Below are 17,170 nucleotides of genomic sequence, written 5' to 3'. Positions count from 1 at the left end.
ATACGTACGAAGTACTAGACGTTACTCCACAGTAAGGTCCAGTACCGCACAATCAGGCCCCGCACGCCCCCTTGAACCGGGCAACCGTCGCCGCAGCCTCGTCCACCTGCGCCGCGTCGAGGCGTCCCGTCGCCACCGCGTCTTCGAGATTGTCCAACACCGCGGGCACCTGATCGGTGGTGAGCCAGAGCGCCACATCTGCTCCCGCAACCAACGCCGCCTCGACCGCGTCGACGATCCCGAGCCTCGCCGTGATCGCCGCCATGCCGCTGAGGTCGTCGGTGAAGATCGGGCCGTCGAACGGTGCGGCACCGTATCCGACGCCATCGCGCAACAACGCCATCGCGGCCGGGCTGATACTCGCCGGCACACCCGGCTCGGTCAGTCCCGGCACATCGAGGTGCCCGACCATGACGCCGACGCCGGTGTTGTTCAACGCCGCGAACGGCAACAGATCCTTGGCCTTCAACTCGTCGAGCGACGGCGTCGTCACCGCGCCGGTATGTGAGTCGCCCGATCCCGAACCGTGCCCGGGAAAGTGCTTGATGACGGGCTTGACGCCCGCGTCTTCCAGACCCCGCGCGTATGCACCCGCGTACTCGATGACGACCTGCGGATCGTCGGAGAACGACCGATCGCCGATGACGGAATCATCGGGCTGAGCGCTCACATCGACCACCGGAGCGAAGTCGACGGTGACACCGAGATCCTTCAACCCCTGGCCGCGCGTCAACGCCGCCTGATAGGCCTCGTCCACCGACATCGTCTGAGCCAACACTCGCGCCGACGGTGCCTCTCCCAACAGATCCGCGACTCGCGAGACCCGTCCACCCTCCTCGTCGATGGTGATCATCGGAGCCACCGCGGAGGCGTCGAGCACCTGCGGTACTTCCCGATTTCCGAGCATCGACTCGTCGGTCCAACTCCCGACGAACAGGCCACCGACCTGCTCGGTCGACATGATCTGCACCGCGTCCGCAGTTCCCGTGACTCCGACGGTGAGCAACTGCGCCAGTCGCTGACGCTCGGTGAGGCCGTCGACGAACGTCACGCACTCGTCGACGGGTGGGAGCGGTTGCGGGACCGTCGTCTCGGCCGCAGTCGTCGTCGAGGCAGGTGGTGCCGTCTGCGTCGACGCGACCTGCGTGGACTCACTCGAGCACGAGACCAACAAGCCGACACCGACCGTCATCACCGCAGCGGACCGAACCGAAAACCGAAGTCGCATGGAATACGACGGTAGCCGAGACGGGGGGTGTTCCTTGCGCGCCCCGGGTCCGGATCAATGTGGCTTTGTTGCACTCCGACCGACTGAAACCCACATTGATCCCGAAGGGGATGGGGGTAATCTGGACGAACGCGACATGAGGAGGACCTCGAACCATGCCCGCAGACCTCATACTCATTGCCTACGACGGCTCCGACAATGCCAAACGCGCCATCGACTATGCCGGACGCTTTCTCACCACATCACGTGCGATCGTCGTCACCGCGTGGGAGCCGATGGTGCGTCAGGCCGCGCGAATGTCCGGCCTCTCCGGCGTCATGCAGCCCGAATGGGTGCCCGACGACGAGGCCGAGGACGTTGCGCTCACCGACGCGAAGGTGACCAACAGCGAAGGTGTCGCGCTGGCCGAGGCCGCGGGCCTGAAGGTGGAGGGCCAGTGCACCGAATGCACCACCGCCATCTGGAGCGCGATCGTGGAGAAGGCCGACGAGATGAACGTCGACATCATCGTCACCGGCACGAGAGGCACCACCGGTCTTCGTGCGCTGCTCCAGAGTTCGGTGGCCGAGCACGTTCTGCGACACAGCCATCGACCCGTCCTGATCGTTCCCCCCGGCAAGTAACGCGTCCACCGGCCTGTTCTGCAGGTACGGGTGATACCGTGATGCCCGCGCGAGGGTCCACCTCGCCCGCTTCCTTCCTGAGCCGACTGACTGGAGAACCGAGATGAAGTTTGCTGTCCCGGGTGTCATTGCCGCCGTCGTCGGAGCCGTACTTGGTGCGGGCGTCGTCTTCGGAGTCACCGCAGCCGCAGCCGACAACTCTCGTCCGGATATCGATCGCTCCGGAAACGCCGACTCGTCCTTGCTGAACCAGGTTGAGTACGGCAGCCGCTGACGCTGGTCGCTTTCGTGAATCGATGATCTCGGCCGAGCCGCTCGGCCGTACATGGCTTTTCGGCGTCTCGATTCTGGCGTTCCTCCTCACTTTTCTTCAGGTCCCCGGCTTCACCGTCGCCGACACCAAGTTCGACCTGGCTCAGAACCCTCTCGGATTTCTCGAACGCGCCTCCCATCAGTGGAACAGCGCAGCCCCACTCGGCCAGGTGCAGAACCAGGCCTACGGCTACTTCTTTCCGCACGGTGCGTTCTTCGCCGGCGGCGACCTGCTGTCGATCCCGCCCTGGATCACTCAGCGCATCTGGTGGGCGCTGCTGCTCATCGCCGGCTTCTGGGGAATCGTCCGACTCGCCGAAGCCCTCGGTATCGGCAGCCGCAGTTCCCGTCTGATCGCGGCGACGGCCTTTGTTCTCTCTCCGCGAGTGATCACCACCCTCGCGTCGATCTCCTCGGAGACGATGCCGATGATGCTGGCACCATGGGTGCTGATCCCGATGGTGCGGTATCTCGGCTCCGACTCCGGGAAGTACACGGTGAGACGCGCGGCCGCGCAGTCGGCGCTCGCGGTCGCGTTGATGGGCGCAGTCAATGCCGTCGCCACCGCCGCCGCCGTTCTGGTGGCCGTCATCTGGATGTCGTCGCATCGGCCGAACAAACGTTGGGTCGTCTTCGGCGCGTGGTGGTCGGGCTTTCTCGTGCTCGCGACGCTGTGGTGGATCGTTCCACTGCTGTTGCTGGGCAAGGTCTCTCCACCGTTTCTCGACTACATCGAATCGTCCGGCACCACCACGCAGTGGACGTCACTGACGGAGGTACTGCGCGGCACCGGCAGTTGGACGCCGTTCGTCTCTCCCGAGCGAGTGGCCGGTGCGGTTCTGGTGACTCAGCCGGCGGCCGTCATCGCGACGGGTCTGATCGCGGCTGCTGGAATCGCGGGCCTGGCGATGCGCTCGATGCCCGCGCGCGGGCGATTGACGATCATGTTGTTCGTCGGTCTGGTCGGCCTCGGTGCCGGGTTCGTCGGCGAGCTGGACGGTCCATTCGCGGGTGCCGTCCGGGTGTTCCTCGATTCGGCAGGCGCACCGCTACGCAACATCCACAAACTCGAGCCGGTCATTCGAATACCGTTGGTGCTGGGCCTGGCTCACCTGTTGGCCCGAGTTCCGCTGCCGGGTTCCGCGCCGCGGACGCAGTGGCGATCGGCCGTCGCGCATCCCGAGAAGCATCCGATGATGGCAGTGACCGCGCTGATCCTCGTGGCCTTGACGCTGTCCACCTCGTTGGCATGGACGGGCAAGCTCGCGCCCCGAGGAGCGTACGAGGCCGTTCCGCAGTACTGGCACGACGCCGCGGACTGGCTCACCGAGAATGCCTCGGGATCGAGCCCGGACGGTTCCGACGCGCAGCGAGCCTTGATTGTGCCCGGCGCACCGTTCGCCTTGCAGACCTGGGGATTGACCCGAGACGAACCACTGCAGGCGTTGGCCACCACGCCCTGGACCGTCCGCGACGCGGTACCGCTCACCCCGCCCGGTGCCATCCGCGCGCTGGACTCCGTGCAACGACTGTTCGCCGACGGTCGGCCGTCGGCCGGGTTGGCCGATACCCTTCTGGGACAGGGCATCAGCTACGTCGTCGTGCGCAACGACCTCGATCCCGAGGACTCCCGATCCACCCGTCCCGCATCGGTGCACCAGGTGCTCGACGGTTCGCCGGGACTCGAGAAGGTGGCCGAGTTCGGTGAGGACGTGGCTCCGGGTCAGGTCGACGGCGTCGTACTCGACGGTGATCTTCGACCGCCGTATCCGGCTGTGGAGATCTACGCGGTCGGTGATTCGGCAGGCATTCCCGCGTCCGGTCCCTACACCGTCGATCTCGATCGTGTCCCGGTGGTCCAGGGTGGTCCGGAGTCCATCCTGCGCTCGAACGAACTGCGGAACAACGGGATTCGCAATCCTGTGCCGTCGGGTCCCACTCTGCTGGCCTCGGATGCAGCGGCGGCGGGGATCGCCGTGAACTCGGTGACGGTGACCGACACCCCGATGAATCGCGAGACGGACTTCGGTCAGGTCGACAATCACAGTTCTGCACTGCGGGCCGCCGACGAGCCGCGCCGTTCGCTCAACGAGGTCTCCGATTACCCGGTGTACGGGGCCGAGACCGTGGACGCCGAGTGGGAGGGCGCGACCCTGACGGCGTCGAGCTCGGCGTCGGACGCAACGCAGATCGGCGGCAGCGCCCCGGGTAGCGGTGTCGCCGCCGCGGTGGACGGAGATCTGGCTACCAGCTGGATCAGCAACGGTATCGAACGCGCTGTGGGGCAATGGCTTCAACTGGACTTCGATACTCCGGTGCGCGGCGGGCTGCTGCGCATGCGTACCAGCCCTGGGACGATCGGCGACCCGGTGAAGTGGGTGGAGATCACCACCCCGAACGGCTCGACCGCGGCGCGCGTCGACGAGCCGGGTGAGCCGATGACGGTGTCACTGCCGGGCGGAGAAACCCCGTGGCTGCGCATCACCGCGAAGTCGACGGTCGACGGAACCCGGGGCAGCCAGTTCGGCATCAGCGAGGTGTCGGTGGACGACTACTCCGACCGAGACAACCCGACGCAGGTACCGATCGTGCACCGCGCGGTGCTGCCCGCGACTCCCGACGGGGCGAGCGTCGACGCCTGGGAACTGGGCCAGGAATTCCCCGGCCGTTCCGGATGCCTCGACACCGAGGATCGAATCCGTTGCAGCAGTGGGCTGTCCAAGTCGCCCGAGGAATTGGGCCGCTTCTCGCGCACGATCGACGTACCGATGGGCACCGCGGTCATTCCGGACCTGACGGTGCGCACGCGTCAGTCCCCCGAACTCGAAGCGCTGCTGGCGCAGCCCGGGCGGCCGTTGGCCAGCGGGGCGTCGGACGTCGCCGATCTGCACGGTTCGGCATTCGCCGCGACCGACGGTGATCCGCGCACGTCCTGGACCGCGCCGGAGAAGTCGATCACCGATCGAGCCGGCACCAACCCCACCTTGACCATCGAATTGCCTACTCCCACACTGGTGGACGGGCTCGAACTCACCCCCAGCCTCGGCGAACTTCCGGCACACCCCACCCGGGTCGCCGTCAACCTCGGCAACGGCCCGATGGTGCGCGACGTCGACACCGACGGCTCGACGACTCTCGAACTGGCACCGTTCGTGACCGACAGGATCGCGTTGTCGATCGTGGACTGGGACGGCGTCCTGGACCGAAACTCGTTGGGCTTCATCCAGTCACAGCCTCCCGGCTTCGCCGAAGTGACGCCACTGTCCGGTGGTGAACCGATCGGCGCACCGTACGACGGCGATCGCCGGATCACCGTCGACTGCTTCGACGGCCCCATCGTCTCCATCGCCGGGCAAACGGTGCGCACGTCGGTGACGGCCACCGCGGACCAGTTCCGTTCCGGCGAGCCGCTGAAGGCGTCGGTGTGCGACTCCGACACCCCGCTGAACGAGAATTTCGTCAACCCGGTATCACTGCCCGAGGGACGCCAGGACGTGGTGGTGCAGCCGGGAGCATCGTTCTTCGTCGACGGTATTCGGTTGCGCACCATGCCCATTCCCGCCGATTGGCCGACAAGCTCGGCACCGCGGGCCGCCCGGACCACCGCCTGGAGCGCCGATCACCGCGAGGTGACGCTCACCTCCGCAACGGAGGACCGTCTGCTGGTCATCCCGGAGAGCAACAACAGTGGTTGGCGCGCAACAGCTCCCGGCGGCCTCGAGCTGTCCCCGGTAGTGGTCGACGGGTGGCAGCAGGCCTGGATCGTTCCGGCGGGGGCGTCGGGGACGATCTCGTTGGATTTCACCACCGACCGCTGGTACCGGCTCGGCATCTTCGGTGGGCTTCTCCTGCTGATCCCGTTGCTGTTCGTAGCGCTGCGTCGGCCGCGAGGAGTGCGTGATGTCGGTCCGTCGCCGCGGCCGTGGCAGAGCGTTCCGGTCGCAGTCGTGGCGCTGCTGGGAGCAACGATCGTGTTGGCCGGAATCGCCGGTGTGGTGGCCGTGGCCGTGATCGGCATCGGTGCCATGCTCCTGGACCGCCGTCACGGTCGCACGGCGTCCTCACTTGTATTGGCCTGCACTGCAGGCGGACTCACGCTGCTGGCACCAGCGCTGCTCTCGCTCGGACCATGGCGATCTCCCGACGGCTACGTCGGCGGTTCCTACTGGGTGCAGCTGGCGTCCCTCATCGGAATCGTCGCGTTGGCGATCACGGCGATACGGAAGCCCTGACCGCCTTCTTGCGGGGGCCGAAGCGTCGTCGAGCAGGATCCTCCACCAGCGCGTAGCTCGCCGCTGCCACCGGAATCGACAGTGCGAGCGTCACCGGCAACACGAACCACATCCCGCCCGAGAACGGGATGATGCCGAACACCGGGAACACGACGGCAAGTACAGCCAGATGCCAGATGAACAATCCGTACGACCAGCGGCCCAGCGTCAGCATCACCGGATGCTCGAGGAAGCGATGCCGGCTCCCGTCCTCGGCGAGAATCAGCGGGGCGAGCATCGCGAAGGCCAGTATCGCGCCGAGCAGGATCTTGATCTCGAACTGCCAGGCCGCCGGACGCACCAAGCCCTGCGGACCCGCCAGAGGAGTTGCCGATAGAGCGAACGCGGCAACCGCGATGGACGCCATGACACGTCGGCGACGAGCCAACCGATGCACCCAGGTCGTCGGCCCCACCGAGATCTCGGCGAGCAGCATCCCCGCCGCGAACCACGGGAAGTAGCCGGGGAGCCAGTTGTCATGGTGGATGCCATCGGGGGTCGACACCGGAACGAAAGCCCACGACAGTGTCAGCACAGCAGCGCCCAGAATGACCGGTATACGGCGGGCGGCGGCCGCACCGCGCAGGCGCACCATCAACCAGGCGAACACCGGCAGCAGAAGATAGAAAGCGATCTCGACGGACAGCGACCACATCTGCGTCAAGCCCTGGGTCAGGGTCAGCGGCACGAACACCTGAGTGAACGACAGGTTCGCCAGCCACACGCGGTAGTCACCGCCGGCATCGGGAAGAAACAGCAGGATCAGCACCACGCCGACCCAGTAACCGGGCAGAATCCTTGCGAACCGCGAACGGAAATAGCGGCCGAGCGGCTGGGCAGTCCCATGACCGCGAGCTGCCGCCGCGTGCGGACGCCACAGCAGGAATCCGGACAGCGAGAAGAAGATCGCCACCGTCAGGTCGAATCTGCCCCACACATGACCCAAGATCGGCGAGGTCGCGCCACCGGTCTGAAAGGCCACGTGGGTGACAACGATGCCGATACACGCGACGGCACGCATTCCCTCGAGTGACGGTACGAACCCACGAAGCGGGACAACGCTTGCCGAACGGGTCTGTGTGCTCATGGTGGTCTCAAGTGTGCCGTGTCGAACCGGCGCAGACGAGACCGGTGCCACTGTCGACTGTTACTGTCACCTGCGACGTGTCGTAATAAATCGGGCATCGGGTCGGGGTGAACATGTTTCCCGCTCGCGGTGTCTTCCATGAAGCGGTCAACTAAGGAGATTCAGCATGGCGGAGCGCTCAGGGCCGAGCCGGATACTTGCCCTCGTACTCATCGGCTTGGGCGCGTTTCTGGTGGTCGCCGCCATTCTCATTCCCACTTACACCATTTCGGCACTCGAGAAGACGCCGCTGGATCTCGAGGTCACCACCGTCTCCACCGGTGAGGGCAGCGTGCTCGATGCGACCTCCCTCGCCGCCGGCCGCGCAGTCGTCGACCAGAACGTTCCCCTCGTCTCGCAGCGATTCGTCACCGTCGAGGATCCCTCCGACGCCGACATCATGACGCTGCAAGCGGGCCAGACTCTGCGTCGCAGCGACAAGCAGGCCGACACCGGACTGCTGACCGCAAGCGTCGACCGCGTCACCATCGACCGCAAGACGTCCATGCCCGTCGAGAACCCGATCGGCACCATCCAGGTTGCCGGCAACGCGCCCGCCGAAGAGGTGGCCCACACCGGTCTGCAGTACAAGTTCCCGTTCAACTCGGAGCAGAAGAGCTACCCGTACTTCGACGTCAACGCGCGTGCGACCAAGGACATCGATTTCGTCGAGGCAACCGAGATCAACGGCACGCCGGTGTACCAGTACCAGCAGACCGTCGGCCCGGTCGACCTGTCGACCGTGGTGAACCTGCCGACCAACAAGGTCACCCTGCCCGCCGACACCTGGGGTGTCGAGGGTGGAGCCGCGCCGGTGACGATGACCCGTTGGTACGAGAACACCCGCACCCTGTGGGTCGAGCCCGAGACCGGCGTCGTCGTCAAGGGCGAAGAGCAGATTCACCAGTACTACGGACGTGAAGCGGGCAACGCCGAGGTCGACGTCCTCAACGCACCGATCACGTTCGACGAGAACACCGTCGAATACCAGATCCAGCAGGCCAAGGACGGCCAGGATCAACTCTCGCTCTTCGGCCGCACCGTCCCGATCATCGCCGGAATTCTCGGTGTCATCTCGCTGATCGCCGGAGTGGTCCTGCTCCTGCGCGGCGGCGGAAACGGCGGACATCGTCAGCCGGCCCGGGCCGACAACGCGCCGCGACCGAACCCCGCAGGCGGAGCAGCACCCGCACCCGCGAGCAACCGCGACTGGACGACGGATCGCACGGAAGAGATTCCGAGGACGAACCTCAACAAGGAGTAAGTGCGCTACGCGCAGGAGTGGAGCCTGCGGAACGACCCAGATGACAGTGGCGTGGTTGAGTGCCCGTGGGGGCACGCAACCACGCCACTGGTTTATCTGGAGACGGGACCCAAACCAGTGATGCTCCCCGAATCGGTGCGGTCATGTTGGCCGGGTCTCGCAGTCGACGGTCCGTTGTCCGGTGGTGCGCGAAACGACATCCGGTCCGGGCAGCTCGACGGCGTCCGAGTCGTCATCCGACACTCACGTCGCAATCCGAATTCTCGGTCCTGGGAGTGGCACCTTCTCCGCCACCTCCAGGAATGTGGCATCCACCTACCTGTGTTCATACCGTCGTCGGCGGGCGACCTGGACGTCGACGGCTGGCACGTCTACGAATACGTGGAAGGTTCACACCCCGAACCGAAAGACCCCCGCATCGCGGACGCCTTGGCCGCGGTCCACGCCGTGACCGAGGGCTGGCCGCAGCGCCCCGGGTCGGCGAGTTCGATCGATCTTCCCGAACTCCTCGTCGGTGGCGATATCGACTTGACCGCTATGCCAACCGAATTGGCCAACCAGATAATCGATGCCTGGCGAGGGGCACGAACGCCGTCCCCCACATGTGTGGTTCACGGCGACGCACATGCGCGCAATGCGATCATCGACAAACAAGGCCGGTGTGTGTTGCTCGATTGGGACGAAGCGCGGGTGGACCAACCCCACTACGACCTTCCGGTCGGTCCCGCCGAACTCAGAGCGAACGTGGCGTGGGAGATCGCTACGTGCTGGATACCCGAACCCGATTACGCCAGGTCATTGGTGCCGGACTTCACTGGTACAGCCTCACCTTGACCATCGTCTGGTCCGCACGGTATTGCACCTCTCGGTATCGCACACAGCGACGATGGTCTACGGTGTCGGAATGCTGACAATACGCAGAAAGAATGTCTCGGCCCACTGACTACGACGGCGCACCATCGCACGGTGTGCCCGATATCGTCGCCATGGCTGGCCACATCGCCTCGTTGTACACAGACGAAATAGCGGTCTATCGAGACTTGTTGCGGCACATTGCCGCCGATCGCACGTTGTCTCATCGCGACCCCCGCTGGCCGATCGACGACCACCCGGTGGAAGGGCCCTCGCTTACCGTTCCAGGTCTGCGAATACACATGCGGCACAGCTACCAGGACGCCGGGGATCTGGGATCGTTTCCGGCAGAGGGGAATCCGCTGCTTCTACGTATCCACGTCCAAGGGTTCTCCGATGAGTACCAGGACCGCACAGCTGCACGGTCCAATCTGGTGGACTCGGTGACCGATCCAGAATCCGAGGCCTGGACGCGTGCACTCCTCGGCGAGCGGTGGGCCGATTATGCATACGAATTGGTGCGTACCCCCAACCCACCGAAGAACCCGGCGACGCTGATGAGGTTCGCACAGCGTGTGTACGTGCTGCTGCTCGATACCGACGGTCAGCCGACACTTGCGCCGGACAATTTCGCTTTCCAGCGGGTGTGGGACGGGATCGATTCGGCCCGCAAGATCATCCCGACATCACCTGCTGTGGCAGCGCACCTCAGCGCCGTGGGTCCATTTTTCGAGACCGCCGACATCCGCGACCCGAATACCGAGGCCGATGGCGCATGGCGTCTGCACATCACCGGTGATGACACAGGAAGTCTCCCGACGCCAGCGTCCACGACCGCGCAGAATCTGATTCGGAGGGTGCGGGTTCGCGGACGAGTCGACACCAAGTTTCGCCCCATCCGCGTCCACGTCGAGCAGGACCAGGCCCGCGTCTATTTTCGTTGGGCGAAGAACCCGAATACATTCGCGATAACGTTGCGGCTTCCCCAGTCGGAGGACGACTTTTCCGGCCCGCCGCTGAATACGCCTGATTCCATTGTGGCCGTCTGTCTTTCGAGTTGGCAGGAGGATCTGCGAACAGGTTTGTTGGTATGGGGACAACGCACCCGAGAAGCCGACGGTGCTATTCACATCTCGTGGCCGATCACCGAGATGAGCGGAAGTCGTCAACATCGGGTGGCAGCGGTGCCTCGCCACGACACGTCAGGCTCTTGGCTCGCCGAAACCGGCTTGAACATCGGCACCGCCCGAGAAGCACTGAAGTCCGGTGTACTCGCGTGCTGGCTGCAGGCGTACCTCGACAACCGCGAGGTGCGGCCGTTCGTAGGACACGCCGCCGCGAGGTGGGTCGACGACACCACCGCGTGTATCGATGTTCTCGAAGTGGTGCCCGGCACCCGTGGGTCGGTGGCGACGCAGCTCCTGCACTCGATCACACACACTCTCGCCAACGCCGGCGCGAGAGCAATCGAGCTGCCCTTCACAGACGAGAGCTTCGCGGAGTTCGGGTACGTGCCGAATCCGACAACTGGCCGCGGCATGTACCTCGATGTCACGACAATGCCATGACAGCTCCGCCGTGAGAGCCGATTCCATCAGCGGGATCCGAGCCTCTGCCGACCGACGCCTCCTCCCCACAGCGCCAACCCACACACCACCACCATTGTCACCGCGGCGGTGACGGCCGCGACGACGACGAACTGCGCGAGTGTCGACGCCACGAACAGCAACAGCAACACCTCGACGGCGAGGGCGAACCAGGCGACGAGAGCGAGGTGAGTACGTTCGCCCGCGATGGCCCACAGCAGTGCGCTCTGCAGCACGGCCAGGCACGCACCCTGCAGCACGAACAGCCAGACATATTCCTGCACACCGGAATACGTATCGCCCACCACCAACGGCAACAGCGGAGACGCCAGCGCACCGCCGATCACCAGAACGGTACCGAGCCCCGCGACGACGGCCAGCGCCGATCGCACCGCGGACGCAGAATGCAGCGGGTTCGCCATCCGCGGATACAGCACCACGCCAACGGCCTGCGGTAACCAGAATGCCGCCTTCGACGCAACGGCCCCGACGGCGTACAGCCCGGCTTCGTTGGAGCTGAGCAGCGTGCGCGCCAGCACCAGATCCAACGCGGACATCGCAATCAACACCAACTGCACCTGTGACGCCTGTAGCACGGCCAGAACGGTGACCTTGGTTTCCGACACCGAGTTCACCGGTACCCCGGCCGTCCATCTCGCACCGAGTGCCACCACACCGATACCCGCGGCCGTGGCCAACAGAACCGAACCGGGACCACCGCCGAGCAACAACACCAGCACCGCCGGTGCCACCTTGCCGAATCCTGCTGCGGCCAGCACGACACTGAGGGCTCCGAATCGCCCACGCCCCTGCAGCAACCCCTGCTCGGCAGCCAGCAGCACCAACACCGGCGCAGCGATGACCGCCGACACGGTCGCCGTCATCGAGACGTCCATGGCCGCGGACAGTGCGGGTGCCAGTGCCAGAGCGAGCACCCCCACCACTGCCGCACACCGGTACCCCACAGTTCGCAATTCGCGAGAACTGCGTCCGCGCACCACTTCACGCGCAACGACGGACTGCAACGCCAACGCCGGAACCGCGAGAACCAATTGCGTAGCAAGCAGACTCGCGAATTCTCCGTAGCCCTCGACGCCGAGCATCCGGCTCGCAAGTACCTGCAGCAGGTACGCCGCAACGTTCGCGAACATCGAACCGGCCGTCACCATCCCCATCCCGGCGACCGACGCACCCGCCGTGTGGTCTGCCTCGGACGAGGCGCGGAAAGACATGAGCCCACGGTATAGGGTGCCGATCATGGCGTGGTCGAGGTCGAGGTGGACACCGCCGCTCTACAGCCTGCTGCTCGCCGTGGTGATTGTCGGCCCGCTGCTCGGCCCCGGCTATCTCCTGCTGCGCGACGCCGTCAGCACTCCCCGTTCCTACTTCACCGACTCCGCCTGGGGAATCGCCGACACGGCTGCGCGGGCCGTCCCGCAGGACGCCGCGATCGCCGCGCTGTCGACGGTGTTCGACGGCGGACTCGTGGTCAAGACCATTCTGCTGCTCGCGCTGTGGCTGACCGGGTGGGGTGCGGCGGTCATGGCACGAACGGTGCTGCCGACAGCCCCACTGCCCGCGCTGCTCGTGTCGTCGACGGTGGCCGTGTGGAACCCGTACGTCGCCGAGCGACTGCTGCAGGGACACTGGAGCCTGCTCGTCGGATACGCCGCTCTGCCGTGGACGGTGGTCGCTGCACTCGCGGTCCGAGAGGGCCGTTCCTGGTGGGCACTCGGGGTCTGTCTCGCCGCTGCCGGGCTCACCCCCACCGGCGCGTTGCTCGCCGCGACCATTGCCCTGGTGGTCCTCGCCCTCCCCGGGGGTGCCCGACGCGGCCTGCGCGTGGTCGGCGCCCTCGGAATGGCGGCGGTGGCGTCGGCACCGTGGCTGGTGGCGACGGCCGTGTCCGGCAGTGGCGTCGAGCAGGCGGATCCGGCGGGTTGGGCGGCGTTCGCGGCGCGCGCCGAGCCGGGCTTGGGCACCCTCGGCAGCCTCGCCGGTCTGGGCGGAATCTGGAACTCCGATGCGGTACCCGATTCTCGCACAGGGGCTTTCGCGTTCGTGGGCACGGCGCTGCTGCTGACCGTGGTCGCGTTGGGAGTGCGCCCGCTGATCAGGCGTCGAAGAAATCCGGTGATCGTGGGACTCGCTGTCGTCGCGTTGCTTGCCATCGCAGCGCCTGCGCTGGCAGCGACGGGACCAGGGTTGGCGATGGCCCGCGCGCTGGGCGAGACGGTGCCCGGTGCCGGCCTGCTCAGGGACTCACAGAAGTGGGTCGCGCTGGCGATGCCGATCTACGCTCTGGCCGCGGCGGCCGCGTTTTCTCCCCGTCGTCGACCGAATCGGGTGCAGCCAGCCGCGCTGAGCGCGGTCCAACGCACCCGATTCGGCAGTGCCGTGGCAATAGCGGCCCTGCTGATCGCACTACCCGACCTGGGCTGGGGCGTCGGGAACTCGATGCGGCCCGTGGTGTACCCGGAGTCCTGGCAGGCGGTCGCAGCCGAAGTACAGAGCGGCGACGGCGATGTCGCGGTGCTACCGGCCGGGATGTTCCGCCTCTTTCCCTACAGCGGCAGTGCTCCCGTTCTCGATCCCGCGCCGCGCATGCTGCCACTGGATGTGTTGCAGACCGGCGAGCTCATCGTCGCGGGCGGCACGGTGCGCGGTGAGGGGGTGCGCGCGACGGAGGTCCAGAATGCGCTGCTCGCAGGCGAACCCGTGGACGTCGTCGCAGAGCTGGGTGTCGGCTGGGTACTGGTGGAGAACACCACCCCCGGCGAACTCGGCGAATCCGAGCAAACACTGAATTCACTGGCCATCGCGTACTCCGACGACCAGCTCACGCTCTACCGAGTACCCGATCCCGTGCTCACCGAAAGCCGGCCAGCGGCAGCCGTCGTCGTTGCCCACCTCGCATGGGCACTGCTACTTCTCGGCGGACTAGCGGTAGGACTGCTGAGCCGAATCCGAGTGCTGCGCACCCACCAGACCTGACGACCACGTGCCACGCGTCGTGGCGTCGAGCACCGAGTACACACCGTCGGCGCACTGCTCCCAGGAGAACTCCCCCGCGCGCACTCGCGCCTTCTCGCCCAGGCGAGTTCGGGCTTCGGCGTCCTGCAGCAGCTCCGAGACGGCAGCGGTCAGACCGGAGACGTCCCGGTCCTCTTCACCATCCGAAAGCCCGCCCACCAGCACGCCGGTGACGCCGTCGATGATGGAATCGGTGAGGCCCTTGGAACTTCGGTAGCCGACGGTCGGCACGCCGTGCTGCGCTGCCTCGACGACCGCGAGCCCCCATCCCTCCTTGCGGGAGGGCATGACGTGCACCCAGGACCGACCGAGCAGCGCGTGCTTGCGGTCCTCCTCCACGTGCCCGTGGAAGGTGACGTACTGCTCGATGCCCAGTTCGCTCACGTAATCGCGGAGGTTCTGCTCCCACCAACCGCCGCCGATGACGTCGAGGTGGATGTTCGGAATTCGGCCGCGCAGCGCAGCAACGGCGTCGAGCGCGTCCTCGATCTGCTTGTGCGGAACCAACCGGGACAGCACGGTCAGCGACGGGTGCGCGGTACGGGTGCTCTCGTCACCCTCGGGCACAGACCGGGGAATCTCGTCGGCTCCGTTGCGCACCACGGCGATGCGCTCTCGGTCGACGCCCAGTGCGACCAACTCGTCCGCGGACGGCAACGACACCGTCAGGTACTGATTGCGGCGGTGTACCCGCGGAGACACAGTCGATTCGAGCCACCAGCCGAGCTTGGCCATCATCGGCCCCGCGACCGGCCATTGCTCCCGGTGGCAGTGGTGCACCAGCAGCGTCACCGGAACGCCGAACGCAGCACGGGAGAAGAAGGGAATGCCGTTCTGGGTGTCGATCACCGCGTCGGGTGCGATGCCCTTGAGCGGGCCGAAACCCAGCCGCCCGGCCGCGATGGCGGCCAGTGCGCGGGGATACACCGACAGGCGTCCACCACCGCGACTGATGCGAATGCCGTCGACGATCTCCTCGGCGGGAGCTCCGGGGTACGACGCCGTCCTCAGCGTGACGCGGACGCCGCGTCGAGCCAGACCTGCGCCCACCTGCTCGAGGTATCGCTCGCTGCCGCCGCCCTGCGGGTGCCCGGTATCGCGCCAGCACAGCAACAGAACCTCGCGCACAGCCCGCTTCACCCAATTTCCGCATGTTCGTTTCACGACCGCCGTCGATTACCGTTGCCACACTAACCGCTAGGGTTCGTCTTCGTGACTTCCGCCGTGACACGTTTGTTCGCCTCTCGCGCGACACTGCGTCGCTCGGTGAGTCTGCTGAAGGACTTCGGACATGAGCAGAGCGCTCCCGACATCTTCTACGGCGCACTGGCCCGCGATTCCGTGGAGCTGATCGGCGATCTGTATCGGGGCCTGACCGGCACAGACATGTCCGCGGCGACCGTGTTGGACGTAGGCGGCGGGCCCGGATACTTCGCCGAGGTCTTCGGGGCCGGCTGCGCGCGCTACCTGCCCGTCGAGCCCGATGCGTCCGAGATGCATGCGGCGGGACTGCAGATACCCGGTTCGGTGCGCGGCTCCGGGATGGCACTGCCGTTCCGCGACAACAGTGTCGACATCTGCTTCTCGTCGAACGTCGCCGAGCACGTCCGCGAACCGTGGACCATGGCCGAGGAGATGCTGCGGGTCACCAGGCCCGGCGGGTTGACGGTGCTCTCGTACACCATCTGGTTCGGTCCGTTCGGCGGCCACGAGACCCGACCCTGGCATTACCTCGGCGGCGAGTACGCGGCCCGCCGCTACGCCCGTACCACCGGTCACGAACCGAAGAATCGATTCGGCGAATCCCTGTTCGACATCAGCGCCGCAGACGGATTGCGTTGGGCACGAAGCACTCCCAACGCCACGCTGCTGGCCGCATTCCCCCGCTACCATCCCCGCTGGGCATGGTGGATGATGCGAGTTCCAGTACTACGAGAATTCCTCGGCAGCAACCTCGTCCTCGTTCTGAAACCGAACACCTAGCCTGGAACGATGACGGCACTCGCACTCGACATCGGCGGCACCAAGATGACGGCGGCACTCGTCGGCGACGACGGGCGGCCGGAGAATCCGGTCACGGTGCCGACTCCCGAGTCCGATGTCTGGGACGCCTGTGCCGAACTGCTTCGGAACACGGCCGAACCCGCCACTGTCACCCGGATCGGCGTCGCCTGCTCCGGTCCGGTGAATCTCGAGACCGGGTCGGTCGCTCCGATCAACATCGACGAGTGGAAGAACGGCTTCGGGCTGCGCGATCACCTCGCCGAACTCTTCCCCGAAGCCGACATCCGCCTCGCGATGGACGGCAGCGCAGCGGCACTGGGTGAGCACCGCTTCGGTGCCGCCGTAGGAGTTCCGGACGTGCTGAGTCTGGTGGTGTCGACCGGCATCGGCGGTGGGTTGGTGCTGGGCGGGAAGATCGTCGCCGGTGCCAGCGGCAACGCCGGGCACATCGGACACATCGTCGTCCCCGGTTCCACGACGCCCTGCGCGTGTGGCGGAATCGGATGCGTGGAAACCGTCTCGAGTGGTCCGTCGGCGGTGCGGTGGGCGCGCGAGCTGGGGTGGACCGGCAGCACCGGAACCGAATTGGCAGCCGATGCGGCCGCCGGGGAGCCGGTCGCCATCACCTCGTTGCAGCGCGCCGGAGTGGCACTGGGTCAGGCGATCGCGTCGGCCGTCGCCCTGGTGGACGTACGGATGGTGGTGATCGGTGGTGGCTTCGCCCAGGCCGGCCCGCCGCTGTGGAATCCGATTCAGGAGTCGATCGCGCTACATGCGCGTCTGAAATTCCTCGATGGCCTGCAGGTGGTCCCGGCCGCATTGGGTGGACTCGGAACGCTGGCCGGGGCAGCCGCGCTCACCGTCTGAACGG

At 66.3% G+C, this 17,170-nt stretch carries 13 protein-coding genes; 9 read left to right on the top strand and 4 right to left on the bottom strand.

The window, feature by feature from the left end:
• Positions 1-52: 52 nt before the first annotated feature.
• A complete protein-coding gene (locus R3P93_RS17300; RefSeq protein WP_317533553.1) occupies positions 53-1,228 on the bottom strand; it encodes a glycoside hydrolase family 3 N-terminal domain-containing protein in 1,176 nt (391 codons plus the stop codon).
• A gap of 155 nt (positions 1,229-1,383) precedes the next feature.
• Between R3P93_RS17300 and R3P93_RS17295 the strand changes: the two genes are divergently transcribed.
• The 3 genes from R3P93_RS17295 (at position 1,384) to R3P93_RS17285 (ending at position 6,395) form a co-directional block, all read left to right on the top strand.
• Positions 1,384-1,851, top strand: a complete 468-nt coding sequence (locus R3P93_RS17295) for a universal stress protein (protein ID WP_094639207.1) — start codon at positions 1,384-1,386, stop codon at positions 1,849-1,851.
• Between the two features lie 103 nt (positions 1,852-1,954).
• On the top strand, positions 1,955-2,125 hold the full coding sequence (locus tag R3P93_RS17290) for a DUF2613 domain-containing protein (protein WP_082073827.1): 171 nt from the start codon (positions 1,955-1,957) through the stop codon (positions 2,123-2,125).
• A 22-nt stretch (positions 2,126-2,147) separates the two neighbouring features.
• Positions 2,148-6,395, top strand: a complete 4,248-nt coding sequence (locus tag R3P93_RS17285) for an alpha-(1->3)-arabinofuranosyltransferase (RefSeq protein WP_317533552.1) — start codon at positions 2,148-2,150, stop codon at positions 6,393-6,395.
• Here R3P93_RS17285 and R3P93_RS17280 read toward each other — a convergent pair.
• Positions 6,373-7,521 (bottom strand): acyltransferase family protein, encoded by a 1,149-nt coding sequence (locus tag R3P93_RS17280; RefSeq protein ID WP_317533551.1) that lies wholly within the window; start codon positions 7,519-7,521, stop codon positions 6,373-6,375. The genes R3P93_RS17285 and R3P93_RS17280 overlap by 23 nt on opposite strands.
• Positions 7,522-7,687: 166 nt before the next feature.
• Here R3P93_RS17280 and R3P93_RS17275 point away from each other — a divergent pair, with 166 nt between their 5' ends.
• The 3 genes from R3P93_RS17275 to R3P93_RS17265 all read left to right on the top strand — a co-directional run bounded on the left by R3P93_RS17275 (position 7,688) and on the right by R3P93_RS17265 (position 11,244).
• Positions 7,688-8,824, top strand: a complete 1,137-nt coding sequence (locus R3P93_RS17275) for a DUF3068 domain-containing protein (protein ID WP_317533550.1) — start codon at positions 7,688-7,690, stop codon at positions 8,822-8,824.
• A 120-nt stretch (positions 8,825-8,944) separates the two neighbouring features.
• The gene (locus tag R3P93_RS17270) at positions 8,945-9,658 is read left to right on the top strand and encodes a phosphotransferase enzyme family protein (protein WP_317533634.1); all 714 of its coding nucleotides are present in this window, start codon (positions 8,945-8,947) and stop codon (positions 9,656-9,658) included.
• Positions 9,659-9,750: 92 nt separating this feature from the next.
• The gene (locus tag R3P93_RS17265; RefSeq protein WP_317533549.1) at positions 9,751-11,244 is read left to right on the top strand and encodes a hypothetical protein; all 1,494 of its coding nucleotides are present in this window, start codon (positions 9,751-9,753) and stop codon (positions 11,242-11,244) included.
• A gap of 26 nt (positions 11,245-11,270) precedes the next feature.
• Here R3P93_RS17265 and R3P93_RS17260 read toward each other — a convergent pair whose 3' ends face one another.
• Complete coding sequence (locus R3P93_RS17260) at positions 11,271-12,494, bottom strand: MATE family efflux transporter (RefSeq protein ID WP_317533548.1); 1,224 nt, start codon at positions 12,492-12,494, stop codon at positions 11,271-11,273.
• A gap of 25 nt (positions 12,495-12,519) precedes the next feature.
• Between R3P93_RS17260 and R3P93_RS17255 the strand changes: the two genes are divergently transcribed.
• Positions 12,520-14,256, top strand: a complete 1,737-nt coding sequence (locus R3P93_RS17255) for a hypothetical protein (protein ID WP_394855321.1) — start codon at positions 12,520-12,522, stop codon at positions 14,254-14,256.
• Here R3P93_RS17255 and R3P93_RS17250 read toward each other — a convergent pair.
• Complete coding sequence (locus R3P93_RS17250) at positions 14,203-15,423, bottom strand: glycosyltransferase family 4 protein (RefSeq protein WP_317533633.1); 1,221 nt, start codon at positions 15,421-15,423, stop codon at positions 14,203-14,205. The two genes, R3P93_RS17255 and R3P93_RS17250, sit on opposite strands and share 54 nt — an antisense overlap.
• Before the next feature lie 84 nt (positions 15,424-15,507).
• On the opposite strand from R3P93_RS17250, the gene R3P93_RS17245 reads away from it, so the two are divergent.
• Positions 15,508-16,278, top strand: coding sequence for a class I SAM-dependent methyltransferase (locus tag R3P93_RS17245; protein WP_262498494.1), 771 nt, complete (start codon positions 15,508-15,510; stop codon positions 16,276-16,278).
• A 9-nt stretch (positions 16,279-16,287) separates the two neighbouring features.
• Complete coding sequence (locus R3P93_RS17240; protein WP_094671025.1) at positions 16,288-17,166, top strand: ROK family protein; 879 nt, start codon at positions 16,288-16,290, stop codon at positions 17,164-17,166.
• Positions 17,167-17,170: the final 4 nt, after the last annotated feature.

Source organism: Rhodococcus cerastii (assembly GCF_033042195.1).
In the GTDB taxonomy this organism is placed as follows: Bacteria; Actinomycetota; Actinomycetes; order Mycobacteriales; family Mycobacteriaceae; genus Rhodococcoides.
This window is presented reverse-complemented; position numbering and strand designations above follow the sequence as displayed.

Excerpts from the sequence above, each read along its gene's own strand:
- R3P93_RS17300 (WP_317533553.1), bottom strand. The coding sequence starts at position 1,228 with ATGCGACTTCGGTTTTCGGTTCGGTCCGCTGCGGTGATGACGGTCGGT.
- R3P93_RS17295 (WP_094639207.1), top strand. The coding sequence starts at position 1,384 with ATGCCCGCAGACCTCATACTCATTGCCTACGACGGCTCCGACAATGCC.
- R3P93_RS17290 (WP_082073827.1), top strand. The coding sequence starts at position 1,955 with ATGAAGTTTGCTGTCCCGGGTGTCATTGCCGCCGTCGTCGGAGCCGTA.
- R3P93_RS17285 (WP_317533552.1), top strand. The coding sequence starts at position 2,148 with ATGATCTCGGCCGAGCCGCTCGGCCGTACATGGCTTTTCGGCGTCTCG.
- R3P93_RS17280 (WP_317533551.1), bottom strand. The coding sequence starts at position 7,521 with ATGAGCACACAGACCCGTTCGGCAAGCGTTGTCCCGCTTCGTGGGTTC.
- R3P93_RS17275 (WP_317533550.1), top strand. The coding sequence starts at position 7,688 with ATGGCGGAGCGCTCAGGGCCGAGCCGGATACTTGCCCTCGTACTCATC.
- R3P93_RS17270 (WP_317533634.1), top strand. The coding sequence starts at position 8,945 with ATGCTCCCCGAATCGGTGCGGTCATGTTGGCCGGGTCTCGCAGTCGAC.
- R3P93_RS17265 (WP_317533549.1), top strand. The coding sequence starts at position 9,751 with ATGTCTCGGCCCACTGACTACGACGGCGCACCATCGCACGGTGTGCCC.
- R3P93_RS17260 (WP_317533548.1), bottom strand. The coding sequence starts at position 12,494 with ATGTCTTTCCGCGCCTCGTCCGAGGCAGACCACACGGCGGGTGCGTCG.
- R3P93_RS17255 (WP_394855321.1), top strand. The coding sequence starts at position 12,520 with ATGGCGTGGTCGAGGTCGAGGTGGACACCGCCGCTCTACAGCCTGCTG.
- R3P93_RS17240 (WP_094671025.1), top strand. The coding sequence starts at position 16,288 with ATGACGGCACTCGCACTCGACATCGGCGGCACCAAGATGACGGCGGCA.